Source organism: Streptomyces sp. NPDC059567, from assembly GCF_042735655.1.
In the GTDB taxonomy this organism is placed as follows: domain Bacteria; phylum Actinomycetota; class Actinomycetes; order Streptomycetales; family Streptomycetaceae; genus Streptomyces.
The window spans coordinates 1-12,237 of sequence record NZ_JBHWBS010000038.1 but is presented as its reverse complement, the minus strand read 5'-3'; the positions used below and the strand labels follow the sequence as shown (position 1 = coordinate 12,237).

The 12,237-nt window shown below is 74.8% G+C and carries 11 protein-coding genes and 1 pseudogene; 6 read left to right on the top strand and 6 right to left on the bottom strand.

Annotated features, from left to right (window positions below; genetic code table 11):
* Positions 1-140: 140 nt before the first annotated feature.
* The 3 genes and pseudogenes from ACFVZW_RS18710 to ACFVZW_RS18700 form a co-directional block, all read right to left on the bottom strand.
* Positions 141-353: a DUF397 domain-containing protein gene (locus tag ACFVZW_RS18710; RefSeq protein ID WP_361856175.1), complete on the bottom strand. Its 213-nt coding sequence runs from the start codon at positions 351-353 to the stop codon at positions 141-143.
* A gap of 173 nt (positions 354-526) precedes the next feature.
* Entirely contained in the window at positions 527-868 is a 342-nt protein-coding gene (locus tag ACFVZW_RS18705) for a hypothetical protein (protein ID WP_384522640.1), read from the bottom strand.
* Positions 869-944: 76 nt separating this feature from the next.
* Positions 945-1,163: pseudogene (locus ACFVZW_RS18700) on the bottom strand (FUSC family protein); the annotation flags it as partial.
* 108 nt (positions 1,164-1,271) lie between these two features.
* On the opposite strand from ACFVZW_RS18700, the gene ACFVZW_RS18695 reads away from it, so the two are divergent.
* The gene (locus ACFVZW_RS18695; protein WP_384522546.1) at positions 1,272-2,186 is read left to right on the top strand and encodes an NAD-dependent epimerase/dehydratase family protein; all 915 of its coding nucleotides are present in this window, start codon (positions 1,272-1,274) and stop codon (positions 2,184-2,186) included.
* Between the two features lie 249 nt (positions 2,187-2,435).
* Here ACFVZW_RS18695 and ACFVZW_RS18690 read toward each other — a convergent pair whose 3' ends face one another.
* Positions 2,436-3,584, bottom strand: coding sequence for a DUF2786 domain-containing protein (locus ACFVZW_RS18690; protein WP_384522544.1), 1,149 nt, complete (start codon positions 3,582-3,584; stop codon positions 2,436-2,438).
* Positions 3,563-3,952, bottom strand: coding sequence for a winged helix-turn-helix transcriptional regulator (locus tag ACFVZW_RS18685; protein WP_384522542.1), 390 nt, complete (start codon positions 3,950-3,952; stop codon positions 3,563-3,565). The genes ACFVZW_RS18690 and ACFVZW_RS18685 overlap by 22 nt, the downstream gene beginning before the upstream one ends.
* 79 nt (positions 3,953-4,031) lie before the next feature.
* Between ACFVZW_RS18685 and ACFVZW_RS18680 the strand changes: the two genes are divergently transcribed.
* The 3 genes from ACFVZW_RS18680 (at position 4,032) to ACFVZW_RS18670 (ending at position 7,772) form a co-directional block, all read left to right on the top strand.
* Complete coding sequence (locus ACFVZW_RS18680) at positions 4,032-4,862, top strand: NAD(P)H-binding protein (RefSeq protein ID WP_384522540.1); 831 nt, start codon at positions 4,032-4,034, stop codon at positions 4,860-4,862.
* Between the two features lie 70 nt (positions 4,863-4,932).
* Positions 4,933-5,691, top strand: a complete 759-nt coding sequence (locus tag ACFVZW_RS18675) for an ABC transporter ATP-binding protein (RefSeq protein WP_384522538.1) — start codon at positions 4,933-4,935, stop codon at positions 5,689-5,691.
* Positions 5,685-7,772: an FtsX-like permease family protein gene (locus tag ACFVZW_RS18670; RefSeq protein ID WP_384522536.1), complete on the top strand. Its 2,088-nt coding sequence runs from the start codon at positions 5,685-5,687 to the stop codon at positions 7,770-7,772. The genes ACFVZW_RS18675 and ACFVZW_RS18670 overlap by 7 nt, the downstream gene beginning before the upstream one ends.
* Positions 7,773-7,901: 129 nt before the next feature.
* Here the strand turns inward: ACFVZW_RS18670 and ACFVZW_RS18665 are convergent, their stop codons facing one another.
* The gene (locus tag ACFVZW_RS18665) at positions 7,902-8,819 is read right to left on the bottom strand and encodes an NADP-dependent oxidoreductase (RefSeq protein WP_384522534.1); all 918 of its coding nucleotides are present in this window, start codon (positions 8,817-8,819) and stop codon (positions 7,902-7,904) included.
* A gap of 126 nt (positions 8,820-8,945) precedes the next feature.
* Between ACFVZW_RS18665 and ACFVZW_RS18660 the strand changes: the two genes are divergently transcribed.
* Positions 8,946-10,190, top strand: coding sequence for a LuxR C-terminal-related transcriptional regulator (locus tag ACFVZW_RS18660; protein WP_384522532.1), 1,245 nt, complete (start codon positions 8,946-8,948; stop codon positions 10,188-10,190).
* A 224-nt stretch (positions 10,191-10,414) separates the two neighbouring features.
* Positions 10,415-12,109: a bifunctional 3'-5' exonuclease/DNA polymerase gene (locus ACFVZW_RS18655; RefSeq protein WP_384522530.1), complete on the top strand. Its 1,695-nt coding sequence runs from the start codon at positions 10,415-10,417 to the stop codon at positions 12,107-12,109.
* Positions 12,110-12,237: the final 128 nt, after the last annotated feature.

Here is a 12,237-nt window from a genome sequence, read left to right as displayed (position 1 = left end):
GGGTAGTTATTTTTTAATCTCCGCCGCCGCCGCGGCGCCGGCGGGCCGCGGCCCGGCGGCGCGCCCGACCAAGGCCGCGCACCCGCGCGGCCCCGCCCGCCCGGCCCCCCCTTCTCCGTGCGACCGCTCGCCGCGGCCGCTCACACCAGGTGGTCGAACTCCCCGTCCTTGACGCCGAGCAGCAGCGCCTCTATCTCGGCGGGCGTGTAGACGAGAGCGGGCCCGTCGGGGTGGCGAGAGTTGCGAACGGCAACGTTGCCACCGGGCAGCTTGGCGAACTCCACGCAGGATCCCTGGGAGTTGCTGTGCCGGCTCTTCTGCCACACGACACCATGAAGCTCCGTGGCCGCCATGCCGTTGTACGCGTGATGCGCATGATGCACTGGTAGCTCCCCGAGATTGCTTGGTGCAGGTGTCAACTTCCTCGGATCATAGCTGTGTTCATATGCCGTTGCATGAGCAGATGCACGTGCACGCGGGGTGGCGTATCGACTACGCGACTCAGCGTGCTACCGACGAGTATGAGTCATGGCCGGTCCCCGCCCTCCTCCGCCAGCGCCTGCGACAACTCGTCCAGTGCGTCCAGAAGAAGGACCGCGCCCTTGCGCAGCAGCGGGTCCTCCGGCGCCCGCCATGTCGCGACCGTCTCACGGAGCTCGTCCCACTCCGGCACCCGACGCTCCCGCACCGCCTTCGCGCCGCGCTCCGTCGACCGGCGCAGCGCATCGGCGAGCGTCGCGGCGGCCGGCACGGGCGGCGCGCCGCGCTCGGGCAGATGAGCCTCCATCAGCATCGCGACCCGGCCGAGCTGCGCGAGGGCGTGCCCGGCGTCGTCCGCCGCGGTCCGTGACAGGCCCCGGTGGCGCACCGGCTCGCGGGTGGCCCGGTCCAGCGCCTCCTGCCAGGCGATCCGGGCCGCCCGGGTGTCGAGCAGTGCCTCGCGTGGGGCGGGGACGCCAGGAACGCCGGAAGGTGGCGATGGCGGCCTGGAACGCGCCGAACGCGGAGGAGACGGCGACGCCGGGCCCGAAGAGCGCGAGGGAGACGCCGACCACGAGGGCCAGACCGAGGGCGGCGCGGGCGGCCACGAGCGGTTCGAGCCGCCGCCGCTCGATGGTGAGCCCGGAACGGGCGGTCTCCTTCAGGGCCCGGAGCCGGCTCATGGCGCCGAGCCTAACGTCGCATCAGGGCGAACAGGGCATTTCATCCACCCGCCCTGTGCCCCCGGGTCGCTTCCGCGGATGTCACGTTCGGGAGCCCATGCTCGTCCCATGAGCATGACTGAATCCAGGAACGTGCTGCTGGCAGGGGCGAGCGGGGTCTTCGGACGCCACGTCGCCGAGGAGCTCACCGCGGCGGGACACACCGTGCTGGGACTGGGGCGCGGGGCGGAGAGCGAGGTCGTCGCCGACCTGATGGACCGGGACGGGCTGCTCCGGGCGGTGGAGGGCCTCGAGGTCGACACCGTCGTGCACGCGGCGACCGCCCTGCGCGAGCCTCCGATGCGGCACCGGGACATGGCCGCGACCGACGCGCTGCGGGTCGCGGGGACCGCCCATCTCGTGGAGGCGGCGCGCGCGGTGGGGGCGCGGCGGATGATCGCCGAGTCGATGGTCTTCGGGTACGGGTACCGGGACTTCGGGGACCGGGTGATCACGGAATCCGACGTCTTCGGTCCGACCGGCCTGGACGCGCCGTCCCAGCGGCATGTGGACGCCATGCGGACCAAGGAGGAGCTGATGCTCGGGACCGAGGGGATCGAGGGCGTCGCGCTGCGGTTCGGCGTGTTCTACGGGCCCGGTGGCACCGAGACCATCGTGGACCTGCTGCGGAAGCGGAAGCTGCCGGCGGTCGCCGACCGGGGCAGGGTGCTGCCCTGGGTCCACCTCCAGGACGCGGCGCGCGCGGTGGCGCTCGCGGTCGAGGGCGGGCGGCCGGGGCAGGCGTACAACATCGCGGACGACGCCCCGATGGGCTTCGGCGCGCATGTGCGCGCGGTCGCCGAGGTGTTCGGCACCCCGAAGCCGATGACGGTGCCGGCCTGGCTGACGCGCCCGATGTCGTACGCGCACACGATCTCGACCACGAGCCTGCGGGTCTCCAACGCCAGGGCCGAGGCCGAACTCGGCTGGACGCCGCACTACCGGGACTGCGCGGCAGGCCTCGCCGCGCTGACGGAGTGGTGAGCCGCCGGGCCGAGGTGCTCGGCCGAGACGGCGGGGCGGCGACCAGGGCCGACCGCCGGGCCGGTCCGACCGGGCCCCGTCCGATGGGCGCGCGGCCGACCGGACCCAGGCGGACCGCCCTCGCCCGACGGACACGCGACCGACCGCGACGAAGCGCCAGGCCACAGGCCGGCCCCCAGCCGTGTCCGTGCGGACCGGGGTCGGCGGTGCGGACCGAAGTCGACCAGGCCACGGCCGACCGGGCCGAGGTCAGCGCGCGTCCCTGATCTCCCTCTGGCCCCGCCCCAGCCCCGCCGCGTTCGCGGCGCTCGTGCCGTGGGTCCAGCCCGCCTCGTCCCACATCGCGCGGACGCGGGTCGTCCGCGTCTCGGGGAACATCTCGTCCGCGCGGGAGGTGACCGCGACCTCGCGGGAGGCCAGGGCCGGGAGGAGCGTCGGAGTCTCGGAGGCCACGCGGCGGGACGTGGACGCCAGGCGCGTGCCCAGGCGGTTCGCGTACGCGAGCAGGAACGACTGCCGGAAGGACTTCGTGCGCTTCCGGCCGCCCGCCCGCTGCTCCGCCTCCGCCCGCGTCATCGCCGCCGTGCCCTGCACCAGAAGCGAGGTGTACAGCAGCTCCACCGGCTCCAGGTCCGCCTCGAAGCCGACGACCGTCGAGAAGCCGTACGCCTCGTTCCACACCGCCCGGCAGTGGTTCGCCTCCGCAACCGCGTCCAGCAGGATCGCCTTCGCCTGCTCGTACGGCGGCTCCACACCGATCCGGACCGCCCCCGGCACATCGCCCGAGGGCGTACGGGACTCCAGCGCCGCCTCGTCCAGGCTGTGGCGGGCCATCAGCTCCTGCGCCTTGGCGGTCAGCGCCTCCGCCTCCTCGGGATAGCCCGTCGCCTCCGCCTTCGCGAGCAGGGCCCGGACACGCGTCAGCATCCGCGGCTCCCCCGCCACGGCGGCCGGCAGCGCGTCGCCGGGCACCGGGCCCACCGGCTCCAGGGACGGCAGCCTGACCAGGAGGCGGTACAGCTCCAGGGCCGTCGTCGCCGAGGAGAAGCGGTCCGCCCGCACGGGCGTGGTGTCGAGGTCGGCCAGCTGCGCGGCCCAGCGGCGCGGCAGTCGCTCGTACCGCCCGGTCTCCGCAGCGATCAAGGCCCCCGCCAGCCGCACGTGCTCCTCGGCGAGATCCCGCCGCACCAGCCGTACGAGATCCGCCGGCTGCCAGCCCCGCTCCCATGCCCGCCGCACGAACTCCTCGCCGCGGCGCGCCAGTTCCGCGTCCGCCGTCCGGTCCGCCGCGAGCAGGGACGCCGCCGAGTCCAGGGCGGTGTCGTCGTCCGTGTACAGGGCCTCGAAGGCCTGCTCGACCGTGCTCCTCGTCGCGCTCACGACTGCTTCGCGTCCCATTCCTCGCGCGCCCGGCCGATCACCGCACGGTGGTCGAGCGACCAGTCGATCAGCTGCTTGATCAGGTGCGTCATGCTGTGGCCCGTCTCCGTCAGCGCGTACTCCACCTGCGGCGGCGTCGTCGGGTACACCGTCCGCGTCACCAGCCCGTCCCGCTCCAGGCGGCGCAGCGTCAGTGTGAGCATCCGCTGCGAGATGCCGGTGACCAGCCGCTGCAGCTCCTTGAACCGACGCGGCCCCGCCGCCAGTTCGACGACGACATGGACGGTCCACTTGTCGCCGAGCCGGTCCTGCACATCCCGTACTCCGCACTCCTCCGCGCAGCTCACGACCAGGTCGGTGGTTACCTCCGTGTGCCCCACTGACATCAATGTGCCTCCTTACGAGATCCGCGCGCTCGCTCAAGAATGAGTGCCACCGAACGCGATCACGAAATCAGGGGGAATCATGCTGCTCGTCACCGGTGTCTCCGGCGGTCTCGGCTCGCTCGTCGCGGAGCGTCTGGCCGGCCGCGACGACGTCGTCCTCGGCACGCGCGCCGGTCTGCGCGGCACCCGTCTCGTCGACTTCGACGAGCCCGGCACGCTGCCGGAAGCCTTCGCCGGGGTGGAGACGCTGCTGCTGATCTCGGCCGGGTACGGCGAGGACGACACGGTCATCGCCCGCCACGAGGCCGCCATCTCCGCCGCCGAGCGGGCCGGCGTCGGCCACATCGTCTACACCAGCCTCTCCGGCGACGGCGACCACCTCACCTACTCCCTCGCCCACCGCTGGACCGAGCGCCGGCTCCGGCGGGCCGGTGTGGACTGGACGGTCCTGCGCAACGGGCTCTACGCCGAGTTCCTCACCTGGATCGCCACCCCGGACGCCGGCAACCGCATCACCGGCCCCCTCGGCGAGGGCCGGCTCGCCGCCGTGGCCCGCGAGGACCTCGCCGAGATCGCGGTCACCGTCGCCACCGCCCCGGCCGCGCATGCCGGCCGCACGTACGAGCTCGTCGGCGAGCGGCCGCTGGGCGGGGCCGACCTGGCGCGGGCGCTGGGCGCCGAGTACGCCCCCGGCACGCTCGCCGAGGCGCGGGCCGCCCTCGCCGCCTCGGGAGCCGAGTCGTTCCAGGTGCCGATGCTGACGGGCACGTACTCGGCCATCGCGCACGGCTTCATGGACGGCACGGGGGTGAAGAGCAGCCTGCGCGAGCTGCTGGGACGCGAGCCGCTGGACGCGCTCGACGTGTTCGTGGCGGCTGTACGCAAGGGGGAGGGCGTACGGCGGGGGTAGGGCCAGGCATACCTCGGAGACGCCCTCCAGCGGTCGTGATCCCCGGACGGGGAAACGGTTCGCTGGAGCCATGTCACCAACGACGAACTCCGGCACCGCCGTTCGGCTCACCGACGTCCACCGCCACCACCGCGACGTCCGCGCCCTGGACGGCGTCGACCTCGACTTCCGCACCGGGACCTTCACCGCCGTCATGGGCCCCTCGGGCTCCGGCAAGTCCACGCTGCTCCAGTGCGCGGCCGGTCTGGACCGGCCCACGAGCGGGAGCGTCGAGGTGGGCGGGGTCGCGCTCGACGGGCTGAGCGAGCGGAGGCTCACGCTGCTGCGGCGGGACCGGATCGGATTCGTCTTCCAGTCGTTCAACCTGCTGCCCTCGCTCACCGCCGCGCAGAACGTGGCGCTGCCGCTGCGCCTCGCGGGGCGCCGGGTGTCCCGGGGCGAGGTGCGCGCGGCGCTGGAGCGGGTCGGACTCGGCGGGCGGGAGTCGCACCGCCCCGGGGAGCTGTCCGGCGGGCAGCAGCAACGGGTCGCGATCGCCCGGGCGCTGATCACCCGGCCGGCGGTGCTCTTCGGGGACGAGCCGACCGGCGCGCTGGACTCCACCACCAGCCGCGAGGTGCTGACGATGCTGCGGGAGCTGGTGGACCGGGACGGCCAGACGATCGTCATGGTGACGCACGACCCGGTGGCGGCGGCGCGGGCGGACCGGGTGGTGTTCCTGGTCGACGGCCGGGTCGAGGGGGAGCTGTACGGGCCCACGGTCGAGCGGGTCGCGTCCCGCATGGCGGGGCTGGAGACCGCTTCCGGGACGGAGGCCGTCCCGTGCTGACCGTCGTCCTCTCCGGTCTTCGCGCCCGCTGGGCCGCCTTCCTCGGCAGCTTCGTCGCCCTCGCCCTCGGCGTCGGGCTCCTCACCACGATGGGCCTCGGCCTCGCCTCGACCTTCGACGCCCCGGAGCGGGAACCGCGGAGGTTCGCGTCCGCGCCCGTGGTGGTGAAGGGGAAGGACGCGGTCATCGTCGACGTCCGGCGGGGGCCCGACACGGCCTCCGTCTCGCGCGGGCTCGACCGTCCACAGCCTGTGGATATCGAACTGCTTGCCGAGCTGAAGGCCCGCTGGACCGTCACCACCGCAGGCGGTCCCGACGCCGTCGGCGTCCACGGCCCCGCCGCCGAGGTCCGCACTCTCGTCGGCGACCGGGCCCAGGTCCTCACCGGGAACGAGCGGCGGCTCGCCGACCCGGAACCCGAGCGGGACGCCGAGGCACTGGTCGCCCTCAACTCCCTCCTCGGCACGGCCGGCGGCGTCACCACCTTCGTCTCCGTCTTCGTCGTCGCCTCCACCTTCGCCTTCGCGGTCGCCCTGCGGCGACGGGAGTTCGGCCTCCTGCGCACCGCCGGGGCCACCCCCGGCCAGGTCCGGCGGATGCTGCTCGCCGAGGCCGCCGGCGTCGGCGTCGTCGCCTCGGCCGCCGGCTGCGCGCTCGGCGCGTGGGGGGCGCCCTGGCTGGCCCGGGTGCTCGTCGACGGCGGTCTGGCCCCCGACTGGTTCGCGATCGGCAGCGCCACCTGGCCGCTGCACGCCGCCTTCTGGACGGGGGTGACCGTCGCCCTCGCCGGGGCGGTCGCCGCCTCCCGCCGGGCCGGGAAGGTCGGCCCGGCGGCCGCGCTGCGCGAGGCGGACGTCGACACCGACGTGCTGCCGCTCGGCCGGGCGCTGCTCGGCACGGGGCTGCTCCTGACGGGCGCCGGGCTGCTGGTGTGGACCGGGGCCACCGACCCGTCGTCGCTGCTCAAGCGCAAGACGTACACGACCCTGCCGATGCTCCTGATCACGGGCGTCGCCCTGCTCGCCCCGCTGCTGGTCCGTCCGGTGGCGCGCGCCCTGCGGCTGCCGGGGGCGACGGGGATGCTCGTACGGGAGAACAGCGCGGCCGCCGTACGCCGTACCGCCGCCGTGGCCGCGCCGGTCCTCGTCACGGTGGCGCTGGCCGGCTCGCTCCTGGGCTCGGCGGCGACGGTGACGAGCACGAAGGCGGCGGAGGCACGGGAGCAGACAGCCGCTCGGTACGTGGTCACCGGAGAGGACCTGCGGACGGTCCCCGGTGCCTCGGCGACCGCGACGACGTCCGTCTTCGTACGGGACGGGGACGCGGCACTGGTGAAGTACGGGGCACGGGCGGTCTCGGACCCGGCGGCCTTCGCGGACCTGGCGCGGCTGCCCGTGAAGGCCGGGGACGTGCGGGACCTCGACGACCGGTCGATCGTCGTCAACGAGGAGTGGGAACGGCGGACGGTCGGCGAGTCCGTCGAGGTGTGGCTCGCGGACGGCAGCGGTCCGGTGAGGCTGCGGGTGGTGGCGGTCCTGGCACTCGGGACCGGCGACAACGGTCCGTATGTGACACGGGCGAACGCTCCCGGCGCGGCCGCGGACCGGATCGAGGCGTCCGGTGTGGGTCCCGAGGCGCTCGCGGCGGCGGACGGGACGGTGCGGACGGTGGAGGAGTGGGCCGCCGCCACGCACCCCACGACCAGCCCGCAGACGCGGCTCGGGCTGCTCCTGGTCCTCGGTATCGCGCTCGTCTACACCGTGATCGCCCTCGCCAACACCCTCCTGATGGCGACTTCGGTACGGGGCGCGGAGCTGGCCGCGCTCCGGCCGGCCGGAGCCACACGGGCGCAGATCATCCGGGTCGTGACGGGCGAGGCGGCCCTGGCGGTGGCGATCGGGGCGGCCCTCGGCCTGGCGGTGACGGCGGTCAACCTGGGCGCCCTGGGTGCGGGCCTCGCGGCTCTGTCGGCGCCGGTCTCCCTTTCGGTGCCGTGGACGGCGGTCGGCGCGGCGGCGGGGGTGTGCGCGGCGGTCGCCGTGACCGCCTCGGCTCTCCCCGCGTGGCGCGGCACGCGCTGACCGGCGAAGGTGGGTGGACGGGGCGGTGACCAGGGTCGGAGCCGGGTCACCGCCCCGCCCTGTCACACGCCGTCCTTGTTGCGGTCGACCGGGAAGACGTCGCCCAGGCTGGGCTCGGCCGGACGCCCCCTAGGGCAGCAGGATCAACTTGCCGCGCGTGTGGCCCGATTCGCTGAGTTCCTGTGCCCTGGCCGCTTCCTTCAGGGGCAGGGCTTCCGCCACGCGCACCGTCAGGGCGCCCTCAACCGCCAGACGGGCGTGGGTGGTCAGCCAAGCGCGGGCCGTCTCCGGGGCGACCGTGGCACCGCTGAAGACGATGCCGTGCTCCTCCGCGTCCACCGCCGCGATCGTGACGATGCGCTCCTTCGCGCCGCCCGTCAGCTCGATGGAGACCGGCAGCGTGTCGTGGCCCGCCGCGTCGAAGACCGCGTCGACGCCCTGGGGCGCGGCCGCGCGGACCCGGTCGGCGAGGCCGTCACCGTACGTCACCGGGATCGCGCCCAGCGAGCGCAGGTACGTGCGGTTGGACTCCGAGGCGGTACCGACGACGGTCACACCGGCCGCCACCGCGAGCTGGACGGCCACCGAGCCGACCACGCCCGCCGCGCCGTGCAGGAGCAGGGTCTCGCCCCGCCGCACCCCGAGCAGGTCCAGGACCCGCTGAGCGGTCTCGCCGGCCACCGGGAGGCTCGCGGCCTGCTCCCAGGTCAGGCCGGCCGGCTTGGGGGCGAAGACCTCGGCCAGGGCGTACTCGGCGTAGGCGCCGGTCGTCGTCCAGCCGAACACCTCGTCGCCGACCGCGACACCCGTGACGTCCGGGCCCAGCGCGTCCACCGTTCCGGCGAACTCCAGGCCGGGCACGGCGGGGAACGTCGTCGGGTAGAACGCCTCCACCCAGCCGTAACGGCGCTTGTGGTCCACGGGGTTGACGCCCACCGCGGCCACCTTCACCCGGACCTCGCCACGGCCCGGCTCGGGGATGGCCGCCGCCGTCTCGTGGCGCAGCACCTCGGGGCCGCCGAACTCCTCGTACACGATCGCTTCCATCGCATCCTCCTCAGGTCGGCCTCCAGCTTCGATCGACGACCCCCACATCCCCGCCCTCCCAACGGCCAGTCCCACCTGGCCGAAAGGCCGGCCACGGAGAGGGGCGCGCTCACTACGCTGATCTCCATGGACGCGACCACGCTGACCACCGCGTACGAGATCATCCGGCAGCCGCTCGGCGAGATCCTGCCCCGGCTCTCGGCCGTCCTCGCGCCGCTGATCCCGCACCGGGCGGCCGCCGAACTCTCCACGCACTGCGCGCACTCGCCCTTCAAGGCGGTCGACGAGTCCGGTCTTCTCACCGCCGCCGAACTCACCCCGCTACTGGCCTCCGGCACGCCCGGCAGCCCCTGGCAGGGCAGGGCGACGGTCGGCGGTGCGGAGCACGAGGTCGTGGCCGTCACCAGCGACGCGACCGCCCGCCGTTCCGTCCTCGTGCTCGTACGGGAGGACGGCGCCGGGCCCGTGCCGGACGGGACCCTGGCCGCCGCGCAGGCGCTCTGGGACCTGGTGACCAGCCACTTCGACCGGTTCGCGGTGGAGGCGCTGCCGGGCGCCCTGGCCCGTTCGCGGGCGGCGGCCGACACCCGGGCGCGGGTGATCGCCGAGCTGACGACGGCCCACGCGGCGGCGCTCTCCGGGATCCTCGGGGTGCTCCGCAGCCGCGCCCTGGACGACGGGGCGGCCCGGGTGACCGCCACCGACCTCGCCGTCAACGCGCTGATCGAGATGCGCTCGGAGTCCACCCGGGACCGCTCGGTCGCCGAGGAGCCGGCCCACGAGGCCTTCGACCGGCTCGCGGACGGGCTGAAGACGATGCTGCGGCACAGCCCCGTACGGCTCGAACTCGGCCCGCCGGACAGCACGCGCTCGCTGGCGGCGGACGTGGCGCACGGGGCGCGGGCCGTCGTCCGGGCGCTGCTGCTCGTGGTCCTGGAGCAGGACTCGGTGAGCCGGGTCCGCGTCGGCTGGCAGATCACGGAGCACGAGCTGCGGGCCACGCTGCGGGACGACGGCGCGGGCGCCCTGGACGCCTGCCCTCTGGGCGCGGGCAGCGTCACCGACCGGCTGGAGGTGCTGGGCGGCCGGCTGGAGATGGACGCCGTCCCGGGCTGGGGCACCACGATCACGGCGACCCTCCCGCTGGCCACCCCCGACGCGCCGGTCACGTCCGTGGACCCGCTCACCGACCTCGGCGACCGCGAACTGGAGGTCCTCACCCACCTCGCGCTCGGCCACCGCAACCGGCAGATCGCCCAGGAGCTCCACATCAGTGAGTCGACGGTGAAGTTCCACGTCGCCAAGATCCTGACGAAGCTGGGGGTGGGCTCGCGCGGGGAGGCCGCGGCACTGTTCCACAAGGCTGCGTGACGGACGACGGTCGGGACGACGACGGGCGGGAGCGGGGCGAAGGCCGCCGGGCGCCGGAGGCGGGGCCACGGCTGCCGGGCCGAGCACCGCGCAACCCCCGGCGGTCGGGCGAGGGCTGCGGGCGGGACACGGCAGGCGCCGGACACGGCGGGAGCGGGAGGTCCCGGCGTGGTCGGCGGTGGCGTGGCCCGCCTCTGTCAGTGGCGGGTGTCAGACTCGCACCCATGAGCGAGAGGTGGGCGCTGGCCGGTGAGGCGGAGGGGGACGGAGCGCTGCTCGTCCCGCTCGGTCCCGACGGGCTGCCCACCGGGCCCGTCGTCCGCGAGCCGGACCTCGTCGGGGCCGTCCGCTCCCGGCCCGGCGTCGCCCGCTGGGTGTGGCGGTCGACGACCGAGGTGTATCCACGGCTCCTCGCCGCCGGCGTCCGCGTCGAGCGGTGCTACGACATCGAGGTGGCCGAGCAGCTCCTCCTCGGAAACGAGGGACGCCTCGGGGAGCCCCGGTCCGCGGCGGCCGCCCTCGCGCGGCTGCGGAACGCCCCCGTGCCGCCCGATCCGCCGCAGCGGGCCGCCGAGCCCGGCTCGCAGGACTCCCTCTTCGAGGCGAGACCCAGCGCCGCGTCCGTTCCCTTCGAGGACCTCCTCACCGTCTACGCCGAGCAGCAGCGCCGCCACGACCTGACCGAGCACCCGGGGCGGATGCGGCTGCTCACGGCCGCCGAGTCCGCGGGGATGCTCGTCGCCGCGGAGATGCACCGGTCCGGGCTCCCGTGGCGGGCCGATGTGCACCGGGAGTTGCTGCACGAAATGCTGGGCGAGCGGTACGCGGGAGGCGGCGAGCCGCGCCGGCTCGCCGAGCTCGCCGACGAGGTCTCGGCGGCCTTCGGCCGACGCGTCCGCCCCGACCTGCCCGCCGACGTCGTCAAGGCCTTCGCCCAGGCCGGTATCCGGCTGCGGTCCACGCGCCGCTGGGAGTTGGAGGAGCTCGACCACCCGGCGGTGGCGCCGCTCGTCGCCTACAAGAAGCTGTACCGGATCTGGACGGCCCACGGCTGGTCGTGGCTCCAGGACTGGGTGCGCGACGGCCGCTTCCGCCCCGAGTACCTGCCCGGGGGCACGGTCAGCGGCCGCTGGACCACCAACGGCGGGGGCGCCCTGCAGATCCCCAAGGTCATCCGGCGGGCCGTCGTCGCCGACGAGGGCTGGCGGCTGGTCGTCGCCGACGCCGACCAGATGGAGCCCCGGGTGCTGGCCGCGATCTCCCGCGACCCGGGCCTGATGGAGGTCGCCGGGCACCCGGACGACCTGTACACCCGGCTGTCGGACCGCGCGTTCTCCGGCGACCGCGACCACGCCAAGCTGGCGCTGCTCGGCGCGATCTACGGCCAGACCAGCGGGGACGGCCTGAAGAACCTGGCCGCGCTGCGCCGCCGCTTCCCGCGGGCGGTGGCCTATGTGGACGACGCGGCGAAGGCCGGCGAGGAGGGCCGGCTCGTACGGACCTGGCTCGGCCGGACCAGTCCGCGCGCGGTCGGGGCGGGCGAGGACGAGGAGGCGGGGATCCCGCAGGAGGGCGGCGAGGCCGTCGTGGCGGAGGAAGGGTTCACACCCGGGTACGCCTCCGGCAACGCGCGGGCGCGCGGACGGTTCACCCGTAACTTCGTGGTGCAGGGCAGTGCCGCGGACTGGGCGCTGCTGATGCTGGCCGCGCTGCGGCGCGCCATCGTGGGGATGCGGGCCGAGCTGGTCTTCTTCCAGCACGACGAGGTGATCGTGCACTGTCCGGCGGAGGAGGCCGAGGCGGTGACGGAGGCGATCCGCGCGGCGGGGGACGAAGCCGGGTGGATCGCGTTCGGCCGGACGCCGGTGCGCTTCCCGTTCACGACGGCGACGGTGGAGCGGTACGCGGACGCGAAGTAGCGGCCGGCCGGGCCCGTCAGGGACACGGCGCGACGGCCGACCAGGCCCGGCCCGGTTCGACCGTCGCGGACGCGAAGGAGCGGCCGGCCGGGCCCCCGCCGGGGTACGGCCCGCCGCCCTCCGGGTTC